Origin of the sequence: Hymenobacter gelipurpurascens (genome assembly GCF_900187375.1) — a bacterium.
In the GTDB taxonomy this organism is placed as follows: Bacteria; Bacteroidota; Bacteroidia; order Cytophagales; family Hymenobacteraceae; genus Hymenobacter; species Hymenobacter gelipurpurascens.
Genome location: NZ_FYEW01000001.1, coordinates 1,240,384 through 1,261,987 on the forward strand (window position 1 = coordinate 1,240,384; position 21,604 = coordinate 1,261,987).

General features: G+C 58.6%; 17 protein-coding genes. 8 read left to right on the forward strand and 9 right to left on the reverse strand.

Annotation, left to right across the window (positions count from 1 at the left end):
* The first annotated feature begins 117 nt into the window (after positions 1-117).
* Positions 118-1,089 (forward strand): c-type cytochrome, encoded by a 972-nt coding sequence (locus CFT68_RS05275; protein WP_088842353.1) that lies wholly within the window; start codon positions 118-120, stop codon positions 1,087-1,089.
* Between the two features lie 66 nt (positions 1,090-1,155).
* Here the strand turns inward: CFT68_RS05275 and CFT68_RS05280 are convergent, their stop codons facing one another.
* The gene (locus tag CFT68_RS05280) at positions 1,156-2,262 is read right to left on the reverse strand and encodes a vWA domain-containing protein (RefSeq protein WP_088842354.1); all 1,107 of its coding nucleotides are present in this window, start codon (positions 2,260-2,262) and stop codon (positions 1,156-1,158) included.
* A 156-nt stretch (positions 2,263-2,418) separates the two neighbouring features.
* Between CFT68_RS05280 and CFT68_RS05285 the strand changes: the two genes are divergently transcribed.
* From CFT68_RS05285 to CFT68_RS05295, 3 genes are all read left to right on the forward strand, one after another.
* On the forward strand, positions 2,419-2,700 hold the full coding sequence (locus CFT68_RS05285; protein ID WP_088842355.1) for a DUF427 domain-containing protein: 282 nt from the start codon (positions 2,419-2,421) through the stop codon (positions 2,698-2,700).
* 49 nt (positions 2,701-2,749) lie between these two features.
* Positions 2,750-3,394: a hypothetical protein gene (locus tag CFT68_RS05290; RefSeq protein ID WP_088842356.1), complete on the forward strand. Its 645-nt coding sequence runs from the start codon at positions 2,750-2,752 to the stop codon at positions 3,392-3,394.
* A 368-nt stretch (positions 3,395-3,762) separates the two neighbouring features.
* Positions 3,763-4,404, forward strand: coding sequence for a hypothetical protein (locus CFT68_RS05295; protein ID WP_088842357.1), 642 nt, complete (start codon positions 3,763-3,765; stop codon positions 4,402-4,404).
* Between the two features lie 85 nt (positions 4,405-4,489).
* On the opposite strand, the gene CFT68_RS05300 is transcribed toward CFT68_RS05295, so the two are convergent.
* Positions 4,490-5,476 (reverse strand): acyl-ACP desaturase, encoded by a 987-nt coding sequence (locus tag CFT68_RS05300; protein ID WP_088842358.1) that lies wholly within the window; start codon positions 5,474-5,476, stop codon positions 4,490-4,492.
* 110 nt (positions 5,477-5,586) lie between these two features.
* Positions 5,587-7,206 carry a hypothetical protein gene (locus CFT68_RS05305; protein ID WP_088842359.1) on the reverse strand — a complete coding sequence of 540 codons (1,620 nt, stop codon included), beginning with the start codon at positions 7,204-7,206 and terminating at the stop codon, positions 5,587-5,589.
* 50 nt (positions 7,207-7,256) lie between these two features.
* On the opposite strand from CFT68_RS05305, the gene CFT68_RS05310 reads away from it, so the two are divergent.
* Positions 7,257-8,891 carry an ArnT family glycosyltransferase gene (locus CFT68_RS05310; RefSeq protein ID WP_088842360.1) on the forward strand — a complete coding sequence of 545 codons (1,635 nt, stop codon included), beginning with the start codon at positions 7,257-7,259 and terminating at the stop codon, positions 8,889-8,891.
* 62 nt (positions 8,892-8,953) lie between these two features.
* Here CFT68_RS05310 and CFT68_RS05315 read toward each other — a convergent pair whose 3' ends face one another.
* From CFT68_RS05315 to CFT68_RS05325, 3 genes are all read right to left on the reverse strand, one after another.
* Complete coding sequence (locus tag CFT68_RS05315; protein ID WP_088842361.1) at positions 8,954-9,865, reverse strand: glycosyltransferase family 2 protein; 912 nt, start codon at positions 9,863-9,865, stop codon at positions 8,954-8,956.
* Between the two features lie 147 nt (positions 9,866-10,012).
* Complete coding sequence (locus tag CFT68_RS05320) at positions 10,013-11,305, reverse strand: MATE family efflux transporter (RefSeq protein WP_088842362.1); 1,293 nt, start codon at positions 11,303-11,305, stop codon at positions 10,013-10,015.
* 57 nt (positions 11,306-11,362) lie between these two features.
* The gene (locus tag CFT68_RS05325) at positions 11,363-12,370 is read right to left on the reverse strand and encodes a GNAT family N-acetyltransferase (protein ID WP_088842363.1); all 1,008 of its coding nucleotides are present in this window, start codon (positions 12,368-12,370) and stop codon (positions 11,363-11,365) included.
* 267 nt (positions 12,371-12,637) lie between these two features.
* Between CFT68_RS05325 and corA the strand changes: the two genes are divergently transcribed.
* Positions 12,638-13,843, forward strand: coding sequence for a magnesium/cobalt transporter CorA (gene corA / locus CFT68_RS05330; RefSeq protein WP_088842364.1), 1,206 nt, complete (start codon positions 12,638-12,640; stop codon positions 13,841-13,843).
* Positions 13,844-14,121: 278 nt separating this feature from the next.
* On the opposite strand, the gene CFT68_RS05335 is transcribed toward corA, so the two are convergent.
* Complete coding sequence (locus CFT68_RS05335) at positions 14,122-16,851, reverse strand: hypothetical protein (RefSeq protein ID WP_088842365.1); 2,730 nt, start codon at positions 16,849-16,851, stop codon at positions 14,122-14,124.
* A gap of 212 nt (positions 16,852-17,063) precedes the next feature.
* Here CFT68_RS05335 and CFT68_RS05340 point away from each other — a divergent pair, with 212 nt between their 5' ends.
* A complete protein-coding gene (locus CFT68_RS05340; protein ID WP_088842366.1) occupies positions 17,064-18,533 on the forward strand; it encodes an APC family permease in 1,470 nt (489 codons plus the stop codon).
* Between the two features lie 98 nt (positions 18,534-18,631).
* Here CFT68_RS05340 and CFT68_RS05345 read toward each other — a convergent pair whose 3' ends face one another.
* Together CFT68_RS05345 and CFT68_RS05350 are read right to left on the reverse strand one after the other, a co-directional pair.
* Positions 18,632-19,354, reverse strand: coding sequence for a carboxypeptidase-like regulatory domain-containing protein (locus CFT68_RS05345; RefSeq protein WP_088842367.1), 723 nt, complete (start codon positions 19,352-19,354; stop codon positions 18,632-18,634).
* Between the two features lie 245 nt (positions 19,355-19,599).
* Positions 19,600-20,019 carry a hypothetical protein gene (locus tag CFT68_RS05350; protein WP_088842368.1) on the reverse strand — a complete coding sequence of 140 codons (420 nt, stop codon included), beginning with the start codon at positions 20,017-20,019 and terminating at the stop codon, positions 19,600-19,602.
* 213 nt (positions 20,020-20,232) lie between these two features.
* On the opposite strand from CFT68_RS05350, the gene CFT68_RS05355 reads away from it, so the two are divergent.
* Complete coding sequence (locus tag CFT68_RS05355; RefSeq protein ID WP_088843683.1) at positions 20,233-21,567, forward strand: NAD(P)/FAD-dependent oxidoreductase; 1,335 nt, start codon at positions 20,233-20,235, stop codon at positions 21,565-21,567.
* The last annotated feature ends 37 nt before the right edge of the window (positions 21,568-21,604 follow it).

Below are 21,604 nucleotides of genomic sequence, written 5' to 3' on the forward strand. Positions count from 1 at the left end.
GTATGGCCTACGGAAAAGGCCATATGCTAGATGAGAAGAAGTTGATGTGTCAGAAGACCACCTTAAATAATCAGTTTTTATTATATTTAATTATCACACATTTTTCCTGAATTAATCATGGAGAAGGCCTTGCGTATCCTAGCTGTTGTGGTGGTGGTGCTTTTGCTGGCCGTAGGTGGCTTTGCGCTGTGGGTGCAAAACCGTGGCATTCCACATTATGCGGTTCCGAAGGCGCCCGCCGTGCAGGTAGCTGCTACTCCAGCCCTCACCGACCAGGGTCAGAAGCTGGTAATGGCCTCCTGTGCCGACTGCCACCTCAACCAACAAACCAGGTCCTTATCGGGCCAGAAGATGCGCGATTTGCCGCCGGAGTTCGGCACTATCTATTCGGCTAATATCACCCAGGACCCGCAACATGGCATTGGCCGCTGGACGGATGCCGAGCTGGTGACGCTGCTGCGAACCGGCATCGGGAAAGATGGCCGCTACCGCGTGATCATGCCCAGCTTCGTGCAGATGTCGGATGAGGATGTGCACAGCATTATTGCGTTTCTGCGCTCCAATAACCCAATGGTGCAGCCTGACGCTACGCCCACTCATGAGCAGGAGCCGTCCTTCATGCTCAAGGCTCTCTCCAACACCGTGATGAAACCAACGCCTATGCCCACGGCTAAAGTGGTTGCCCCTGAACCCACCGATGCACTGGCCTACGGGCGTTATCTGGTGGTGGGCCGCTACAAATGCTACGACTGCCACTCCAAAGACTTCAAAACGAATAACCCCATGGAGCCCGAGAAATCGGAGGGCTACTTAGGCGGCGGCAATGCCCTGCTGAACATGCAGGGTCAGCAGGTGCTTTCGCGCAATATCACGTTCGAGCCAGAAACCGGCATTGGCAACTGGACAGAGGCGCAATTCGCTCAAAGCCTGCGTTTTGGTATCACGCCCCAAGGCACGCTGGCTCCTCCCATGCCCAAATACTCGCAGCTCACTGACCAAGAAGTACACGCCATCTATGCGTATCTGCAATCTGTCCCGAAAATCAAGAACGCCACCCCCGAGGATAAAGGCGCAATAGCCAGCAGGTAGAAGCTGCACGCAATACCCAGAAAAAACCCACCTGCCTAGCTGGCGGGTGGGTTTCTTGCAAAGGCACTATACAGATTTGCGACGGTTGCGCTTGTAGTCCTCGAAGATGAGGTGGCCTAGGCCCTTCAGGCTGCTATAGTAGGCCTTGCCCTGGTTCACCTCCGTGAACTCCTCCACAAACTGCTGCAGATATGGGTCCGAGGCAATCATGAAGGTGGTGATGGGCACCTTGAGGCGGCGCGCGGCGGCGGCCAGGTTCAGGGTTTTGTTAACCACTTTCCGGTCGAGGCCAAAGGAGTTTTTGTAGTAGCCGTTGCCTTCTTTTAGGCAGGTAGGCTTGCCATCAGTAATCATGAAAATCTGCTTGTTGGGCGTTTTGCGCTTGCGCAGCAGATCCAGAGCCAGCTCCAGGCCAGCTACCGTATTGGTGTGGTACGGGCCTACCTGCAGGTAGGGCAGTTCCTTTACCTCAATCTGCCAGGCATCATTGCCGAACACGATGACGTCGAGGAAATCTTTGGGATACTTCTGCTTCACCAGTTCGGCCAGGGCCATGGCTACCTTCTTGGCGGGCGTAATGCGGTCTTCGCCGTACAGAATCATGGAGTGCGAGATGTCGATCATCAGCACCGTGCTGGTCTGCGACTTGTGCTCGTTCTCGCGCACTTCCAGGTCGCCTTCAGTCAGCATAAACTCGCCCGTGCCAAGGCCGTGGTTGAGCTGGGCATTCCGGATAGATTCCGTCATGGAAATCTGATCCAGCGAATCACCAAACCTAAATTCGCGCATGTCGGTGCTTTGCTCATCGCCCTGGCCGGTGTGGGGGGTGCGGTGGTTGCCCTGCCCCGACTTCTTCAGCTTGCCGAAAATTTCTTCCAGCGCGCTTTTGCGAATGTTCTGCTCGCTCTTGGCCGTGATGTTGAAGGCGCCCTTTTCCTGCGGGTCTTCATCGATGTAGCCCTTCTTTTTGAGGTCCTCAATGAAGTCGCCCATGCCGTAGCCGTCGTCGGTGAGGCCATACTGTTTATCCAGCTCATTGAGCCAGGAAAGCGTCTCACCTACATCACCGGCGGTGATGGTGATGAGCTGCATGAATATCTTGAAAAGGGAGTCAAAACCTTTGTCGGTAGACTCCTCGGGCACATAATCCCGGAAACGAAAACCTGATGCCATAAGAGGGGGAGTGAGCTTTCAGAACAACTACGTGGTCAGCAATGTTCGTTTTGCACCACAGGATTACGCCGGCCAGCCTTTGTAGGCCACCCAACTTGCCTACAAAGGGCCCGTAGTTTTCTGGCTCCAACCTCCCCTTAACAACTCACCTGTACCATGAAAGCTATTTGGAATGACACTGTAGTGGCCGAAAGCAACGACACCGTCGTAGTCGAAAATAACCACTATTTCCCGGCCGATGCTATCAAAAAGGAATACTTTGAAGACAGCATTGCCCAGACTACCTGCCCCTGGAAGGGCCGCGCCAGCTATTACTCTTTGCGCGTAAACGGCGAGCTGAACAAAGATGCAGCCTGGTACTACCCCGAGCCGAAAGATGCTGCCAAGCAAATTGAAGGGCGAGTTGCTTTCTGGAAGGGCGTTAAAATTCAGCCCTAACGGCAGACCAGCGGGCTACGTATACGGAGGACGCTCTTTTCTCCCTTCCATGAAGCCCCTGCTCTCCTCCTTTGGCCTGGCCACTGCAGCTGCCTTGCTTTTTACCAGCTGCGATACCACCCGCGAAACGGTATCTACTCCTCCAGCTTCGGGCACCCTGCGCTCCGAGGCCAGCGGAGTGGATACCGTTACTAGTTTCCGGCGCACTTTTACCCAAGGTGCCACCCTGTATCAGGTGCGTACAACCGGCGAAGGCAGCATGCGGCTGCTTAGCGTTGGGGCCACACAAAACGGCCAGCCCTTGGCTAGCCTCCGCGACACATTAGATGGCGAAGTACAGGATGCCGCCCTTATCCCGCCGGCCAGCGGCTCCGCTCCCGCCGAACTAATAGTTTTTGTGCAAGGTGCCGGCAGCGGTTCCTATGGGCAGGTATATGGATTTTCACTCTTAGGAAACCTGCTTCAGCGGCTGCCTCCTTTGCCAGAGCTAGTGGGCCCCGCCAGCAAGGGCTACCAAGGCCACGATACGTTCCGGGTAGTAGGCCATGAAGTGTGGCGCACCTTCCCTATTTATGCACCTGCCGATGCGAACTGCTGCCCCTCGGGCGGTCAGCGTACGGTGCGCTATACCCTGCAGAGCCCAAGCCAGGGTTTCCGGCAAGCCGGTTTCGAGCAAAGCCCCACGCGCTCGTAGGCCTGTAGGCAGGGCAAGCTGAAGCGGCTGCGTACAGCGTTCAGGGTTTGACAGCCAGTCGGTTACTGCCCTGGACCTAGTTGTATCCGTGCAATTGTCGAGCTTAAGCAATCAAAATTGGCTTCGTACAGCCTTCAGCTAAAACTCCTGTAGCACTTTGCAAAACCTGCTTTAAACAAGTATTTACTTGATTTTGGCGCTATTTATTAGTATATTTATCTACCTTCATACATCTATTAATCAATAGGTAACAGGAAAAATACAACTCAATTTCTCTCCTTACGTTTACACGTTTCAGTCTCTCCCTAGACTATAGATCTGGGCAGCACGTGCTGACTGGATTTTGGCCTTTCCTAACTTTTTTTCTTATGCGCACTTCTTCATTTTCCCTCATCTTGCTCGCTTCCGGCGTGTTTGCAGCCTTAACCAGCTGCGACTCTGCCCGGCCTGTTGCCAGCGAGAACTCCGATTCTTCGGTTACCAGCACGCCAACCGTTGAGGCCTCCGATGTTAGCTTCGACCGCGAGATAACCCAGGGCAACTACCGCTTCACGGTGAAAACGTATGGTTCGCAGGATCAGCGGGTAGCTAGCGTACGCTCCTACCGTGGTACGGCTCAGACCATTGATCCTCTGCGTCTCGATATCACGGGGGCTGTTACCAACGTGATGTCCGGCGACCTGAACGGCAACGGTAAGCCTGAGCTCTATATCTTCACTGACAGCAAAAAAGCCAACACAAGCCTGTACGCTTATGAGTTTGGCGAGCGGGGCTATACGCCTATTACGGCTCCCGGCAACCCAAGCGGCACGGCTGGCACGGGCTACAGCGGCCAGGATACCTACCAGATCAGCGGCAACAAACTGGTGCGCACGTTCCCGGTTTCGTCTACCACTGCTGCTGCCGATGGCACTACCCCCGCTTCGTCGTCTAGCCGCTCGGTAGAGTACACGCTTGATGCTAGCGGTAAGCTGGTTATGGGTCAGTCGATGGACGCACCTCGCCCCTAATTAACAGCACTTCGCTTTAAAGAAAAGCCCCTGCAACACAGCGTTGCAGGGGCTTTTTTATTGCTTCGGGAACAGGACTAGTGGCCTAGCGAACCTCGTCAATCCATTTGAATTTGTACTCCAGCTTGGGCACCGCCATGCGGTCGGCCACGCGGCGTAAGCGGCCGGGCAGGGCCATTACGTACTCGCGTGCTTTCTCGGCCGAGCTGTTGAGACCCGTCATCTGCTCAATCTTCCAGTCTTTCAGAAGCGTTTCGAGAATATCGGTGTAATCCTGGCTGGTGTACACGCCAAGGCGCTGGGCCGCATCGGTGAAGTGGCCGAAGGTTTTGCCCATCTCGATGCCTAACTCCCGCATGTAGTGGGCGGGCATCACAATTTTCTTGCGCATCATGTCCTCGAAGGCCAGCATCATTTCGGATGGATCTACTTCGAAAATCTTCTCCACAAAGGTTTTGTACACGCGGGCGTGGCGGTTTTCGTCGCCGGCAATCATGCCGCAGATGCGGGAAAGCTGGTCGTCGCCGGCTGTGCGGGCCAACTGGCCTACGCGGCGGTGCGAGATGTTCGTGGCCATCTCCTGGTAGCTGGTGTACACAAACGCCTTGTAAGGGTCGTGGGCAGTGCCCAAGTCGAAGCCATCGGAAATGAGGAACTGCGTGCTGGCCTCAAACTCGCGCATATTTACGCGGCCGCAGAGGTAGAGGTAGCGGTTGAGCAGGTCGCCGTGGCGGTTTTCCTCCGCCGTCCAGCCCCGGATCCATTGCCCCCAACCGTTGTTGTGCTCGCGTTTCAGATCATCCAGCTGATGAAACCAGGCTTCATAGTTAGGCAGCGCTTCCTCGGTAATCGTGTCGCCGATAAGCACTGCCAGCAGATCGTAGTTGAGGCCTTGCGCACGTTCGCGCAGCAGCTTTACTTCATCAAAGAAGTTATCCTTGCTGGAATCGGGCAGAAAATCGGAAGGCTGCCAGCTATCCTCCACACTTTTCAGGAAGGAACTCATGTTTTCCTTCAGAAAAGATTCGAGGTGCTGTAGTACTTCCCCACGGGAGGCGACGGTTGCAATCATGGCAGAGGCGGAAAGGGAGAAAACGAAACTGGCTCAAATGTATGTATTCAGTACTCCTTATTGCACCAAATAAGTCCTTTACACCCCTTATAAAATTTTGGCTTTTACCATTAATTCACCTCTGCTACATACAATTGGAACGGCTGAGATGCCTGAATAGCACCTTCTGAAGGCTGCCAACAAACAGCTTGCTCCCCTTGCTGCCGGCGCAAAGAGAAATGACGATTTAGTAATCGGGCTCCTTCCGGCGTGAGTACCCACGCCACATCGGGGCGCGTGGCCAGCCGACGCATGGCCTCCGTAAAATCGCGCGTGCCCGTCAGCTGCTGGCGCCAGCGCCCCTGCGACGGGTCCAGGGTAGGCCACCCCATCAGGGAAAGCAAGCGCACGGACTTAGGAAAAACCGGATCGGAGAAGGAGGAAACAGACTTATAGGTTTCCTCCAAGGCATCCGTCACCACCACCTTCGCTGTACCAGAGTGGCTGATAATAAGTTGGCGTTTGCTGTTGTTGGCGTGTTGTTCCTGTACTAGTACTTCCCTTCTGTGCGCCGTTTTGAGAGCGTAGGGCACAGCGGCCAAGGCCAGCACAATCAGCAGCAGCTTAATGGAGTGGCCTAGGGCAGGCGCGGGCAGGCGCGCTAGAAAAGCCAGCCCGGCCAGCAACCACACATCCAGGAGCGGCAGCGCCAGCCGGGGCGGAAGTTTCAGGCCCACGCCCAAACTTAGCAACAGGCCTACGAACCCTAGCTGCACGAGCCAGAATACCCACTGCTGCCGGGGCCGTACCCGCGCTACTTGGTAGGCCACTACGGCCAGCGCCAGCAGCAGAGGAAAATAGTCGCGGGCTAGTTGCTGGAGCACAGCCAGGAGCTTCGCAGGGGCTGTTTCGGCTAGAAAAACGGGCAGCCGCAAGGGCATCACGCGCTGAAACATAGCCTCGTTGATGAGGGTAGAATCGGCCAGCATCCAGTGGCGGGCTTCTGCCAGAGCCAGACTATCGGGGGCGGTGCGGGGTGTGGGATGGTAGTGCTGGTAGTCGTTGAGGTTGGACTTGAGAACATCGAGCCGCCGGTACGTGCTGGCCATTGGGCCCCAGGTTAGTTGAAGCACTACTGCGCCCACAATTGCCAAGCCTAGGCCACTGCCCAGGATGGGCAGCGCCCGGCGTCCGCCCAGCCACCAAGCGCCCGGCGCCGCCGCCAGCAACCCCAGCCCCGCTACGCTCGGCCTGATCAACCACGCTAGGCTAAATGCTACCACCCCCACCAGCAGTGCCCAGCGCGCAGGGGCCCGCTGGGCGGCAAACAGCACGCCTGTGCCTGCCAGCAGCAATGGCACCCGCACATAATTAAACCAGAAGCCGTGCTCCAGCCAGGCTACCGCAAAGAAGAGTAGCCCAAGGGCCAGCTGCTGCCACACCGGCACGTTGCCGCGCAGCAGCTTTTCCAGCACACAGAAAACCAGCACTGTAGCCGTGTAGAGCAGGCCATATAATGTGAGAGCATACCAGGGCACCGCAGGAAATGAGGTGTAGAGGCGGCTCCAAACTGCCGCATAGCCATGGAAATACAGATGCAAATCTGCTACCGGCGCGGCCGCCGAAAGGCCCCGCAGCAACGACACCATTGTGAGGTCGTCGTTGGTTTCGCTGAAGCACCCCAGGCCTAGGCCACTGGCCAATAGCAACAACAAGGGCAACAACAGCAAGACACAGCGGCGCAGAATCATGGGCGCAAGATACAGCCTCCCGCATACCGCGGCTGCGTAGCTTTGCGCCCATGAATTCACGCCGATTAGCCGACGCGACTCTACTGTTCGTTGCGCTGTTTACCGTTGCTTATTTTTTCCTGACACACGAGGGCCTGTATGCACTCGACGATTATTTCTATTCCCGCTACGCTCAGCAGCTACTCAGCGGCACGTTCCGGGTAGAGCCCGATCCGCTAGGCCTCCTCCACGACCCCCTGAAAGAGCGCCCCCTGATTTTTGGGCCGGTTGCACTCTGCTACCAGCTGCTGGGCATCAATATCATCAGCACCACGCTCTGGCCCCTGCTAGCCACGCTGGGGTGCTCTGTGCTTTTCTGGCGGCTATACCGGCGGCGCGAGCCCGTGGTAGCCGCCGCCGCCATGCTGCTCCTGGGCCTGCACTACTTCACCCTGAACCTTACCAATTACCTCTATCCCGATAACATCCTGATGTTCTGGTGCCTGGCGGGTGCGGCAGCCCTGCTATCAGGGCGCCGCGCTGGGGCACGAGAGCTGGCGTGGGGAGTGGCATTTGCGGGGTTGAGCTTCGCGGCCCTGTTGAGTAAAGAGACGATTGTGTATTACCTGCCCCTCTACCTGGCGGTGCTTACTCGCGACGCATGGCAGCGCCAGCACCTACGGTTTTGGGCGGCAGCTATTGGCACTGGGGCGGCTCTTCTGACTGCGTACTTCGCTTTCTATCATATTTATACCAACGATGCGCTGTACCGACTACACCTGATTGAGCACACGAATGAATATCTGAAGGAAGGCAACTTCCTGCTGGGAAACCGGGCCGCCCTCATCGGGCGCATCACGTGGCAGCCGTTGGCTTTCTTCGTGGGTTCGGGCCTGGGGGTACTGCTATTGCTGGTCGGAGCGGCGTTGTTTCAGCCCACCGAAAAGGATTCTGATAAGCGCTTCTGGCTGGCGCTGGGTTGTAGCACGCTGCTGTTTTACTGGGTGGGCAGCACTTCCCTGAGCCAGTACAACCCCATCACGCTGCTGCCCCGCATGACGACTCCGCTCCTGCCGCCGCTGGCGCTGGCGGCGGGGTTTGGCCTGCGCTACTTGCTGCGCACCGGCAAAGGACTATACTGGCTGGCGCTGGCGTTGCTGCTGTGCGCGGGCTGGTTGCACAATAGCCTTTCGGTGCTGTATGGTGGCCTAGGCCTGTTTTTTGGCGCCATGGCCCTAGCCCAGCACTGGCCCCATCGGCTTACGTTGTTGAAACCCGGTACCAGCCAACTCGCGTTGCTTACGCTGGGGGTGCTGGCGGGCTTTCTCGCCATCCGGCCGGCGTATTTTATGCTGAAGCCATCGGTATCATCCCACTTCGCGCAGGATCGGGTGATACGAAAGCACCTACAGGCGCCCGCGCAGGGCGTGGTGTTGGTTGATGACTATTTGATCAGCAATTACGATTTCTACTACGGTTTCCGGGTGCCACCGGGCCTGCAGTACCGCCGCTATTGGGCCCGCGACTCTGTGCAGCTCCAACCGGGCCAGCACGCCTGGCTCCTACTCAACCGCAGCACGCTCACCAACGACGAACTCACGCGCAAACTCATCCGCTACTCCCCCGATTCGGTGCTGAGCTGGTACCCGCAACGCCGCCTGGTGGCGGAGGATGGCAAGGTGTCATTGTATGAGGTGAAATGGTAAAGTGGTGAGTTTGACGTTTTACTGGCCTAGACCGCGCAGGTGGCGCAACTAGAACGTCAAACTCACCACTTCACCACTTGTCCCAGCATCCAGTCAAGGGTGCGGACGTGGCCTAGCTCCTGCAGCAGGCGGAATAAGTCACGGGCTTCGGGGAAGTTGCGCCAGCGCACGGCCTGGCGCAGCTCCCAGCGCACCCGAATGGCCAGGGCGGCACGCTCTTCGTCATTACGGCAGAGGGCCTGCGCTTTGCGGCAAACCCGGATGGTTGAGGCCAGGTACGGGTCATTTGGGCGGTACCCTTTGCGCGACATCGACTGGGGGTGCAGCCGTTTCTGGGTGGTTACTTCGTCAAGGAAATAGAACTGCCAGTCGCGGGCGGCGCGCACCCAGAAGTCGAAGTCCTCGTAGGCCAGGGCTTCATCGTAGCCGCCGAGTTGTTCCAGGGTGGCGCGTCGCATGGTCATAGTAGGCGTGCTGATGAAGTAGCGGGCCAGCACATCGGCAAACACCCAGCCCGAGGCGGGGCGCGGGTGTAGCCCTTGGGCATCGCGGCGGAAATGGCGGCGCACCAGATGGCCTTCTTCATCAATCAGCTCCGCATCAGAATACACCATACCACAGGCAGGACCGGCTCGGTGGAAGGCCGCTACATGGTGGGCAATACGGTGGGGCAGCAGCACATCATCGGTGGCAAAATCGACCAGAAATTCTCCTGATGATTGGTGCAGGGCCTGATTGAAGGCCCTGCAGTTGCCTACGTTTTCGGGCATCAGCAGCAGGCGCCATCCGGGGTGCTCGGCGGCATATTGGCGCAGTATGGTGGCGCTTTTGTCGGTGCTGGCATCGTCTACCAGCAGCACCTCCAGGTTGGGGTACGTCTGGTGCACAATGGAATCGAGGGCCTGACGAAGGAAGCGGGCGTGGTTGTAGCACAGGGCTACGATAGTGACGAGCGGCAACTCAGCGTGGGACATAGCAGAGCAAGATACAGGCCTACCAGGCAAAGAGTCAGCAGATGAGTTAAGCACTTCTTACGATATCTGATTTTTTATTTTTACTTAATTACAAATCAGCGTTTTAACCATCAATATATAAAGAATATATACAAATAATTATCACTATCAAATCAGCTCTTTCCGGAAGTACCACAGGCAGCCGGGCAGCAGCAAACCATAGCGCACAGCATGAGCCATCGGGGCGCCCAGCAGCCCGAAGCGAGGCAGCAACAAGCCTAGCAACGCAGTATATAGCACCGCCGATCCGGCCTGCACCGCTACGTAGCGTCCTACTCGGGCGCGCACCGTAAGCAGGAACAGCAGTGTCCAGGTGAGGAACTTGGCCCAGTCGCCGAGCAGCTGCGGGGCCAGCAACGGGCCTGCTGCCGAGAAGTGCTGATCGAACAAAAACGGCAGTAGCCAGGAGCGTGTCAGCCAGAGCAGACCAAAGCCCACCGCTAGCCCAGGCGCCAGCAGCGCCAGCACCGCCCGCAGCAGTTGGCGACGCTGCTGAGGCTGGGCAATAAGGGCCGCCAAACGCGGGTAGTACACGCTGCCCATCACGGCCGAAAAAACCATGGTATAGTTATCGGAGAGCTTGGCAACGGCCTGCCACAGGTCAGTTTGGGCGAGGCCTAGCTGCCGGATGAGCACCTCGCGCATGGCAAAATCGACGCTCTTTCCGAACAGCAGCACGCTCAGCGCCATCAACAGAAACCTGCTTAGCCCGCGCATGGCCGGCCGGCTCAGCGGCCCCGAGAGCGAAGGCAGCAACCCGGCCCGATAGGCCAGTAGCAGGGTAGGCAGCAGCGTAATTCCCTGGGCCAGCAGATAGGCCAGCAGCGCCGACTCAATGGTACCCCCGTAGGCCAGTACTGCCGCCACCGCTCCCACTCCCAGGCCACTGAGCAGCACCGTCAGGACCACGTAGGCGCGCAGCCGGCCCGCCGCCAGCAGCACCGACACCAGAAAAGCGTGTCCCGTGAGCAGCGTGATGCCCAGCATAAACAGCAATGTCCAGCCCAGCGTCGGCTCAAACACCCCAATCAAGCGGCCGGGGGCTACTGCCAGCACCAGAAACCCCAGCAGTAGCGCCGCCGCATTGAGGCCGAGGCCAGCGCCCAGCCATGCCCGGTAGCGCCCGGTGCCGGCCCGGAGCGGCGCCAGATACTTCACGAGGCCTACGTGCACCCCATCATTAGGCAGCGTGGTGAAAAGGGCCATCAGGTTCTGGAAGTGAGCTAGCAGCGTAAGTCCGCCCGCGCCGCCGTAAATGGCCAGCAGCTTATTGAGCACCAACGCTCCCGAGGCCCGCGCCAGCACCGCCACTCCGGAACCCAGCGACCCGCGCAAAAAGCGCCCCAGCACCGCCGACCGTTGCTCGGGCTGCGGAATGGCGGAAGTGGAATCAGGCTGCATCAGGGCAAAGTAACGGCATCTTTCCGTAGGCCAGTGGAGGCCCCGAATGGCCGGGCGCTATTTCTCAAACGTCAGCTTCAGGCTGAGCACGCCGCCCAGGTGGCGCTTGAACTGCAGCAACGAGTAGTTGGGACCTTCGGGCAGCATGGAAGTTCCCAGATCCAGCAACTGCATGCCGCTGGCCTTTCCGAAAGCGTGCAGGCCCGCATTGAGCATCACAACAGGGCTGAATGCATTGTAGGCCAGGGGGCTGGCTGGGTAGAAGTTGTAGAGTACCTGCTCGTTCACCCGAATAGCCACCGTGAGGGCAGCCCACTCACCGGCGGCGTCGCGCACCGAGAACAGGAAGTAGTTATTTGGGAACAGCCGAAACAACTCCTGCAAACGCTCCAGCGGCAGCGACAGGTGCTGGCCCTTTTCCTGGCGGCAGCGGCTCAGAAACTCGTAGGCCAGGGGCAGCAGCAAGGGCGGCTCCTGCTCAAACCGGAAGCCGTTTCGCTCACACTTGCGCAAGCGCCGCCGCTCCGAGGGGTGCAGGCGGGCTTCAAACTCCTGGTCCAACGGCAGGTGGTTATTCAGCTCGGTTTGGGTGATGCTAAAACCTTGCTGGGTAAGGGCCTGCGTGAGCAGGGCACTGCCAGCAGCATCGTAGCAGAAGGGGTAGCTCCGAATCTGGAACTGCTGCACACCCTGAAGCGCAAGCTGATCCTCTACCAAGTCTAGAAAGCAAGCTACCACATCGGCGGGCAGGCCGGGGGCCAGCTGGGCACTCCCGAAGGGCGCCTGCCAGGGGCTGTAGGCCACTGCGCCGGCTTCGCTGAGGAAGATGTGCAGCTGGCCTACCGTATGGTGGTGGCGTAGGTCTTCGAGGTAAAAATGCAGCCGCTCGCCGGGGGCCTGTTGCAGCGCCAGATGGGCCGGCGTGAGGTATAGAAACGGGTCGTAGGCCAGGGGCTGGGCCGGTAGCGCCTCCGGGCCGCGCAGGCATCGCACCACATAGCGGCCTTCCTCTACAGGCAGAGGCAGCAAATCGGAAGAAGAGGCGGCGGTGAAATCCAAGGGCAAACGGCGCGAAGAACTAGCGGACGGCGAAAGTACGAGAAAATAGCCGCGAACGGCTGTAAATTGCCCTTATTCGGCCGCCAGTGCTCGGCCCCTGCTTTTCGCAGGAACCCAACAAAGCTCCCCTTATAGGTCAGCGGCAAGCGGTGCTTACATCAGGTGCTGTAGGCCAGTAGGCAGTGGCCTATGGGTTCATGAGCCCTTCATCTGAGACAACAAACTTTCCGGTAAAACCCGTAAACTGCCCCAACGACCCGTTTTCCCTCGCTCATGACTGCTGATTCGTCTTCTTCGACTGCCACTTCTCCACCGCCCGTTTTGCCGGAGCCGGAGGAGGATTTACCAGAGAAATCGGGGCTATTGGCCGACCGTGATGCCATCCGTCAGGCCCATGAGCAAACCGTAGGGCAACGGCCCGGCACGCTGGTGGTCCGCGAAGATGCACTGCCGCCCCGGCTGTTTCTGATCAGCTACGCCGAAAACTTCTATCAGGAAAAGGAATACGCCGATTATACCGTGCTGCTGGCCTACTTCCGGGCCCACCCCGAGATAAAGCACTGGATTGATGTGCGCGGCTACAACAACCTGCCCCTGATGCAATTGCTGCAGGAGGACTTCCAGATTCACCCCCTGATGATGGAGGACGTGCTGGGCGACTATCAACGGGCCAAGGTAGAAGAAACAGAGCACGGCTTGTTCATGGTCTCGCGCATGACGGAATTCACCCGCCTGCTCGATATCGAGGACGACCAGCTTTCCATTTTCACCGGCGACAACTACGTGCTCACGTTTCAGGATGATTACGTGGACTGCCTCGACCCGGTGCGGCAGCGCCTGCGCTCCGGCCGCAGCTCCATCCGGCGGCGCCAGCCCCTGTACCTGGCCTACGCCCTCACCGACGTAGTGCTAGACCACTACTACCCTACCATGGCCGCTATCGGCGACTATATTGAGAAGCTGGAGGAGCGCATCTTCCTGGGCCGCTCCGACCGGCGCCTGCTTAACCGCATCCTGCACATCAAGAAGGACATTGTGCGGTTCCGGCGCCTCGTGTATCCGGAGCGGGAGAAGATTGCCGAGATTCTGCGGATGCCGGAGGAAGTGGTGCCCGAAGAAATCAAAACCTACTTTAAAGACTGCTACGACCACGCCATTCAGGCCATGGACCTGGCCGAGAGCTACCGCGAATCCGTCAGCAGCCTCGTGGATCTGTTCCTGTCGGACCAGAGCAACCGCATGAACGAGGTGATGAAAGTGCTGACCATCATCAGCAGCATCTTTATCCCGCTCAGCTTCGTGGTAGGCCTCTACGGCATGAACTTCCAGCGCGAAGCCCCCGACGGCAGCATCAACCACCTGAACATGCCGGAGCTCTACAGCCCCTGGGGCTACCCGGTTCTGCTCGCCATTCTGGGCATTATCGTCATGTTTCAGCTGATTTATTTCTACCGAAAAGGCTGGCTGACGAATCGGTGATGAAGGAATGAGGTGGCCTCGGCCTGTCATTGCGAGCGGAGCGAAGCAATTTTTCCTTGTCGTATGCAATACTTCTGCCGAAACTACAAAGCCCTTACTACCACGTGGTAGTAAAGGCTTTTGAACAAGCCAGCCGTAGGCGCGACTGGAAAGAAAGAATGCTTCGACACTGGCTTGATGCGCCACATGCTCGCAATGACAGCTCCAGGCCGCTCAGTGACAGGCCTAGGCCACTCGCACGTCGACCCCATCATTTCACCATCTTACTATCTCACCTTTTAATCCAGCTTGAGATCGGTGCGGCGCAGCTCAGAACCTACCACTCGGAACAGGTGGTAGGTGGCCGTGGGCAGGTTGTAGTCGAGTGCAATTTGCGGCACCGTGCTGTCGAAGGGCTGACCGCCTAGCAGGCGCAGCTTGGCATCGTAGAGGTACGCTTTGCTAGGGCCCTGCTCCGTAATGGCGTATACCTGCCGGCCAGCCCCAAAGTTGAAATACTGCACCTGTTTGGGGGCCGATGTGATGAAAGTCTGGCTGAGCAGCTGCCGGCCTGTGGCATCAAACAGCGCGAGGCGGCCTCCCTCCTCACGCACCACCACGTAGGTACGCTGCTCCTGATCAGGCACCAAATGAAACACAGAGTTGCGGCTCCAGGTAGCAATGCGGCCTCTTGCCACAATGTCGCCACTCAGGTTGAAGCTCACTCGCTCGCCGTGCTGCGTAACCACCGTCAGGCGGGTGCGGCGCAACGATGAGCCGGTTTCTACCAGTGCTTTGCTCTGCATGCGGGCGCCCACACTTATCGGGAAGCCCGGGTACACCCCACCCGCTTGGTTGTAGGCGTAGATGTAGCCGTTTTCCAGCAGCACCACAATTACATCGAGGCCGTTTACGGTGAGATAGTGCGGGGGCGCGGCCAGCCGGAACTCCAGTTGCCGGGGCTGCCAGCCAGTAAAAATCCGCCCCTGGGTGTTGTAGAGAAACAGATTGCTGCCACTGCCAGCCACCAACAAGCGCTGCGGCTGGTTTCCGCCCGGCGGCGATACGGTGAGAGAAGTGGCCTGCAAGGTATCGGGCAGGTTGAACGGGAAGTTTGGCAGCGGTTTTCCCTGGCTATTGTAGCCAAACAGCTGCGTTGCACTGGCCACCAGGAAGCCCGTGGCGCCTGGCATCCGGTACGGACTGCCCACTAACGGCCCCGGCAAGGTATCCGACCAGGCTACCACGTTATCGGGGGTGATGTAATGAAGGACGTGGGCGGTGTCCTGCACCAATACGCCGGGTAGCTTGGCTCCCCCCACCGTTACCAGTGTTGGCGAAGTTTGCAGAGGCGTTTTGAAGGTTAGTAAGCTGCCAGTTCCATCCTGGTTTTGCGGGCGCGCTACGGCCGGCCCCTCGGCGGGGTGGCGCAACACGAAGTGCGTGAAATATTGCGCGCCAGCCTCGGCCTCGTTGGCAGCAGGCACCCATTGCATGGCTACCTGCGGGAAGCGCTTAAACAGACTCTCGTTGCGCAGGAGGCCGGCCCGGCGCTCTTCCACCAGGCCACGCAGCAGCACGTTCCAGGCATTGCCCATATCCAGCAATATGCTCAGGCGGGCCATTGGCTGGGTATCCTGCAGAAAGGCCACCTGCGTGGGGGAGCGACTCCAGACCTCGCCGGCGGCTACACTTTGCAGCCATTGGCGTACCACTTCATCATTCTCGCCAAACGCCACGTAGTTACCGACCTGCGCCACTACCGGCTGCGGAAAATTCTGGAACAGCGGCCCTAGCAAGCGGTGCGGCAGTTCCGGCACCTGCATCTGATATTGCTGATAGGGTCCCACCCGCTCAAACGAAGGCGAAGTGCCCGTGGCACGCCGCAACTGGCCTAGCAGGATGCTCAGCCGGGCTGGGTCGGAGCACCAGGCCAGGGCGAGCTTTCCGGGGCGCTGCCGCGCCGATGATGTACCGAGATAGCAAAGTGCTACTTCCTGCCGCAATAGTGTGGCTATGCTATCCAGAAGCGGCCCGGTGGCAGCCGCCAGGGTATCGGGAGTGGCCGGCGCCTTGCCGCGCAGGGCGGTAGCCTGGCCTAGGCCAAAATGAACCAGCAGAGCCGTTTTCATCGGCACCACTTCCGCCATGCTCAGGCGTTGGGCGGGCTGCCCGCGCAAGCGCTGGTGCAGGCCATTGCGGGCCGTTTCTACGTTTGCGAAGCCATCAAATACTACTTTATTTCCGGCCAGCTTCATCTGCACCAGCTCGTTTTTGGCCAAGCTGGTGATTTCGGCGAGGTCGGCGCCCAGGTCTTGGCGGAAGAACACGCTCAGCAGCTGCGGTAAGCGGCGCTGGTTGAGCAGCAGCGTCGCATCTACATCCTTCAGGCGGAAATAGTCAGTACTCTGAAAGTCGGCGGCTACGGTTGGCTGGCCGGGGTGCTCCAGACGCAGCGCTACGGCTTCTACCAGCGCCGGATTGGCACTGATGAGCAGATGGTTGCGGTAATTCAGAACCGTGAGGCCTTCACCGGTACTGCGCTGCCGCACTTGGGTGAGCTGCTGATCATGAAACTCCCGGGTTGTGACCTCGAAACGTTTGTCGCGGCCCAGCCCTTCCACCAGATTGCGTATCAGCCGGTACTCGCGCACGCTGCTGATGGGCACCTGAAATAAAATATCGAACTGGCCGGGCCCCGTAACGTGTACTGAGGTAAACACGCGCTTACGGCCCAAAAAGCGCAATACTACCTCGCGGCCACCGACTACGCTGTCGGCCAGGGCCAGATTGTCTTCTACCTGCTGGAAATAGCGCACCGCCGTGAGGTTGTCCCAGAGCTGGGTTTCCTTGAGGTGACGCACTAGCGTCGGATGGTCGCGGGTGGCCGTTACCAGCACGGCATCGTCGGGTACCAGCGCCCACGGGTCCACGGGCACCTGCGCCTCGCGGTGGCGATAGTACACGTAGGAACCCAGTGCCGTAAGCAGCAGCAGACCTGTCAGAAACACCAGTACTCGTTGCGACATGCAGGATTCCGGGAAGTGCGGGGGGCAAAAATAGGGATTCGTGGCGTTTAGCAGGCATACATGGCTGCCAGCATCTATACGGCAGCGCCCCGCCCTGAGTATGTCCCGCTAGGCCACTCGCCTGTAGGCGGCCCGGCTACAGGCGCTGGCTGCACCTAAGAGGGCTTTTCTTTTCTATCTTCCGGCCCTGAAACACTCCCTACTCTTCCTGTATGTCTGAAAAACAAGGCCATTTCCAGCGGGCCATTACGCTGTTTGACGCCGTCATGATTGTAACCGGCAGCATGATTGGCTCCGGTATCTTCATTGTGTCGGCGGGCATTGCCAAGCTAGTCGGTTCGGCGGGCTGGCTGCTGGTAGTTTGGCTGATTACAGGCTTTATCACGCTGGCTGGCGCCGTGAGCTACGGCGAGCTATCCTCTATGTTTCCGAAGGTAGGAGGCCAGTACGTGTACCTGCGAGAGGCCTACAACAAGCTGGTGGCGTTTCTCTACGGCTGGACGCTGTTCCTTGTGATACAGACCGGCGTAATTGCGGCCGTAGCGGTGGCCTTCGCCCGTTTCACGGGGGTTTTGCTGCCGTGGTTCAGCGAAAAGAATGTGCTGTTTAGTGTGGGCTCGTTTGAGTTTAGCACGGTACAGCTTCTGGCTATTGCGCTGCTGGTGGTGCTCACCTACATCAACTCCCGGGGTGTGCGCAGCGGCAAGCTGATTTCCAACATCTTCGGCAGCACCAAACTGGTGGCATTGGGCCTGCTGATTTTGGGTGGTCTGGCACTGGGCATCAACCAGGAAGCTATGAGCCTAAACTTCCAGGACATGTGGCAAGCGGCCAGCTTCGATAAGCTAGGCCAGTCTACCCCCCTGAGCACCTCGGCGCTTATCACGGCCATTGGCCTGGCCATGACCGGCTCCCTGTTCAGCTCCGATGCCTGGAACAACATTGGCTTCTCCGGCGACGAAATTGTGAAGCCCGAGCGCACTATTGTGCTGAGCATGGCCCTGGGCACGGCCATCGTGACGGCGCTTTACATCCTCATTAACATTGTGTACCTGCTGGTATTGCCCCTGAAAGGCGACCCCGAGGCAACTACCGTCATGGGCCGCGGCATTATGTATGCCACCAATGAGCGGGTAGCTACAGCCGTAGCGGAAAGCATTCTAGGCCAGGTTGGTGCCTACGTAATGGCTATCCTGATCATGATCAGCACGTTCAGCGCCGACAATAGCATTCTGCTCTCCGGCGCGCGCGCCTACTACGCCATGGCCGCCGATGGCCTGTTTTTCCCCGGTATGGCCCGCCTTAACAAAGCTGGCGTGCCCGGCGTGGCCCTGTGGGCCCAGTGCGCGTGGGCCAGCCTGCTCTGTCTCTCCGGTTCCTACGGCGACCTGCTCAACTACGTCATGTTCTCCGTGATTCTGTTTTACGTCATCACTATCATCGGCATTTTTGTGCTGCGCCGCACCCGCCCCGATGCGCCGCGGCCCTACCGTGCGTTTGGCTACCCCATTATCCCGCTGCTGTACGTCATCCTGGCCTCGGCCTTCTGCTTCATTCTGCTCACTGACCCCGAGAACTCCAAGTTTGCCCTGCGTGGCCTAGGCCTAGTGGCTGTGGGTGTACCGGTGTACTACCTGTTCGGGAAGCGTTTTGCACCACGCCAGCCGGAGAAAGTAGCCTAGCACAGTTGCGCTTACCGCTTGAATTCAAACACAAAAAGCCCCGCCGAACTCATTCGGCGGGGCTTTTTGCTGATACTGCGCAACGCTAGGCCACTAGCTTAGCGCCGACGGCGCTTACCCGCATTTTCGTCGGGTATCAGCGTTACGTTGAGGGGCTGCGCACCGCGGGCGCGCATTTCCTGGTCCTGATATCCACCGTAGCCATACACCAGCGTGTTGTCGCCGGCAGGTACTTCCATCGTGTAGTTACCGTTGGCATCCGTTCCGACGGCTTTCTTGGATCCTTTCAGGAGCACGGTAGCACCAGCCATGGGGCGGCCATTTTCGTTGAGAATGCGGCCGGATATGGTGACGGTGGTAGGGGCAGCAGGCTCCGCAACCACGGCGGCCGGTACTGGCTCCACTTCCACTTCACTGGTCGCTATTTCGGGGGCTACCGGCGCTACGGTGCGCTTGGCGGCTTCGCGCGCGGCGGCAGCTTTGGCTGCGGCGGCGACTTTCAGCTCAGCAGCCGTTTTGGGAGCTTCTTTCTCCTCCTCCACTTCTTCCTCGGCCACTACGGTGGCGGCCTGCGGCGCTTCGTCGGTTGGCCTAGAGGCCGTTACGGTGGCAGAGCCTAGCTCCATACTGGGCATTACATTGATAATCTGCTCCGTAGCCTTGGCCGGCAGCAGCGCGTAGCCCATGCCTACTACCAGCACAATAGTGCCCACAATGATACCCAGACGACGATTTCCGGAGGAGAGGTTTTCTTCCTCCTCCTGCATCAGCTCGGGGGTTAGTTCTTCGTTTTCAACTGGGGTAGTAGTGTTCTCATTCATACAGGGTTGCAGTAAAGAAGGGGGAATTAGGCAGAAAAGAGGCGGGGCCAAAAGAGGCGAGAAACAGCACTGAAACCGCAAAATGACCGGTAGGCCCTTCTGCGGTTCCTAAAGATATATAGCAACGTTCCTAAAATCCTAATCTGGCTTTGCATCCTACCGTAGGCCACCCTCTTTCCGTATTTGAGAACATAAAAAAGCCCCGTTCTTTCCAGAACGGGGCGCATTTCTCAGGCAGAGAAAACTTAGTCTTCTACCGGCTTAGCGGGCCCACTGGGTGCAGATTCGCCAAACTTCTGGTCGCGGGTACGCAACTGATGGTCGAGCTCTACGCTGCCTTCGGTGCCGAAGCCAGGGCCGCTGTTCTGCTCGCCGGCATCGTCGTGCTCATTACCTCCCTGGGGCACGCCTTCACCTCCGTTTATGTGCAGGTTTTCGAGCTGATCTTTCTGATCGGAGCGCTGGGTGAAGCCGCCCGCACCCTGGTTGCGGTGCGCCGATGAGTCGTCGCTTTGTTTGCCGTTGCTGAGCAGCTCTTTGTATTCCTGCTCTTTCTTCAACTGCTCGTTTTGAGGCACAGCATCCTGGTCGTGTACCGCTGATTTATCGGCGTTCTTATCGTCATTAGCCATAGTGGCGGGGTTTTGGGGTGTGAAGTTCTGCATACAGGTGTACGTGCGGCAGCTTGGTTAGTTGGGCATAAATGCCCAACCAGATCGGTATGTCAACACCAGAATTCTGTCATTTTCAGGTTAAAAAAGCGCTCAGCCTGCGCATCCTACTGTGGCGCTTTGTGCGTAGGTGCTGTGGCGGTAGGCCTCGCCGGTCAGATGCTTTTTTCTTTCACCTTTGTGCCGTGGCTTTTCCACGCTCTTTCTATGCACCTGGTCATTATCGGCAATGGCATCACGGGCGTTACGTGCGCCCTCACGGTGCGCCGCCTCCACCCCGACGCCCGCATTACGCTCGTTTCCGACGAAAGCCCCTACCATATTTCGCGGCCCGCCCTGATGTATACCTACATGGGCCACATACGCCCCCAGGACCTGAAACCCTACGGCGACTGGTTCTGGCCAGAAAACAGCCTGGAACTGGTGCAGGCCACCGCCACGCACATAGAGGCCGAGCACCATCTGGTACACCTGAGCACCGGCGCCCCCCTAGCCTACGACAAGCTGCTGGTGGCTACCGGCTCCGTAAGCCGCTTCGAGAGATGGCCCGGCCAGGAGCTGCAGGGCGTGCAGGGTTTATATGGTCTACAGGACCTGGAACGCATGCACCGCGAAACTCACGGCGTAGGCCAGGCAGTAGTAGTGGGTGGCGGCCTGATTGGCGTGGAGCTGGCCGAGATGCTGCACTCCCGCGGCATTGCCGTCACCATGCTCGTGCGCGACACGCACTATTGGGGCTCGGTACTGCCGCCCGAAGAAGCAGCACTCGTGAACCGCCAGCTACAGGCCCATCACATACACATGCACTACAGCACAGAGTTGGCTGAAATACTCGGCGACTCTGCAGGCCGCGTGCGGGCCGTGCGCACCACCGATGGCCGGGAAATCGCCTGCCAGTGGGTAGGCTTGGCCACGGGCGTAACCCCCAACCTTTCACTGGCTCAGGCCTCGGGCCTGGAAACGGCACGCGGCATTCTGGTGAACGAGCATCTGCAAACCAATCAGCCCGATGTATACGCCGCCGGCGACTGCGCCCAACACCGCCAGACTGGCCTAGGCCAGGTACCCGTAGAGCAATTGTGGTATACCGGACGGCAGCAGGGTGAGACAGTGGCCTACGCCATTTGCGGGCAGCCCCAGGCTTACCAGCGTGGGGTGTGGTTCAACTCGGCCAAGTTCTTTCAGCTCGAATACCAAACCTACGGCCAGGTGCCTGCGCGCACGCCCTCAGGAACACACTCTTTCTGCTGGCAGCACCCCAACGGGCAACTCCTGCTGCGCATAAACTTCTGGGCTGATGACAACCACGCGGTTACGGGCATGAATACGCTGGGCATCCGGCAGCGCCACGATGTCTGGGACCAGTGGCTGCGCCAGGGTACGCCCGTCACGCAGGTACTGGCCGAGCTGGGCGCTGCCAACTTCGACCCGGAGTTTTTCCAACAGCATGAGGCCGCTATTGTAGGCCAGTTCAACGAGCAGTTTCCGCAGCACCCGGTGGCCCTCAAGCGCCGGAAAGGGCTGTTTTCATTCGGCGCGTAAGGTCTCTGCCACAAAAATCTGTTTCGCCAGGCAGCTT

Bases quoted from the DNA above. Each gene is read 5' to 3' on its own strand.
- CFT68_RS05355 (WP_088843683.1), top strand. From the start codon at position 20,233: ATGCACCTGGTCATTATCGGCAATGGCATCACGGGCGTTACGTGCGCC.
- CFT68_RS05310 (WP_088842360.1), top strand. From the start codon at position 7,257: ATGAATTCACGCCGATTAGCCGACGCGACTCTACTGTTCGTTGCGCTG.
- CFT68_RS05295 (WP_088842357.1), top strand. From the start codon at position 3,763: ATGCGCACTTCTTCATTTTCCCTCATCTTGCTCGCTTCCGGCGTGTTT.
- CFT68_RS05300 (WP_088842358.1), bottom strand. From the start codon at position 5,476: ATGATTGCAACCGTCGCCTCCCGTGGGGAAGTACTACAGCACCTCGAA.
- CFT68_RS05350 (WP_088842368.1), bottom strand. From the start codon at position 20,019: ATGCAGAACTTCACACCCCAAAACCCCGCCACTATGGCTAATGACGAT.
- CFT68_RS05315 (WP_088842361.1), bottom strand. From the start codon at position 9,865: ATGTCCCACGCTGAGTTGCCGCTCGTCACTATCGTAGCCCTGTGCTAC.
- CFT68_RS05345 (WP_088842367.1), bottom strand. From the start codon at position 19,354: ATGAATGAGAACACTACTACCCCAGTTGAAAACGAAGAACTAACCCCC.
- CFT68_RS05320 (WP_088842362.1), bottom strand. From the start codon at position 11,305: ATGCAGCCTGATTCCACTTCCGCCATTCCGCAGCCCGAGCAACGGTCG.
- CFT68_RS05290 (WP_088842356.1), top strand. From the start codon at position 2,750: ATGAAGCCCCTGCTCTCCTCCTTTGGCCTGGCCACTGCAGCTGCCTTG.
- CFT68_RS05305 (WP_088842359.1), bottom strand. From the start codon at position 7,206: ATGATTCTGCGCCGCTGTGTCTTGCTGTTGTTGCCCTTGTTGTTGCTA.
- CFT68_RS05335 (WP_088842365.1), bottom strand. From the start codon at position 16,851: ATGTCGCAACGAGTACTGGTGTTTCTGACAGGTCTGCTGCTGCTTACG.
- CFT68_RS05340 (WP_088842366.1), top strand. From the start codon at position 17,064: ATGTCTGAAAAACAAGGCCATTTCCAGCGGGCCATTACGCTGTTTGAC.
- CFT68_RS05285 (WP_088842355.1), top strand. From the start codon at position 2,419: ATGAAAGCTATTTGGAATGACACTGTAGTGGCCGAAAGCAACGACACC.
- CFT68_RS05280 (WP_088842354.1), bottom strand. From the start codon at position 2,262: ATGGCATCAGGTTTTCGTTTCCGGGATTATGTGCCCGAGGAGTCTACC.
- CFT68_RS05275 (WP_088842353.1), top strand. From the start codon at position 118: ATGGAGAAGGCCTTGCGTATCCTAGCTGTTGTGGTGGTGGTGCTTTTG.
- corA (WP_088842364.1), top strand. From the start codon at position 12,638: ATGACTGCTGATTCGTCTTCTTCGACTGCCACTTCTCCACCGCCCGTT.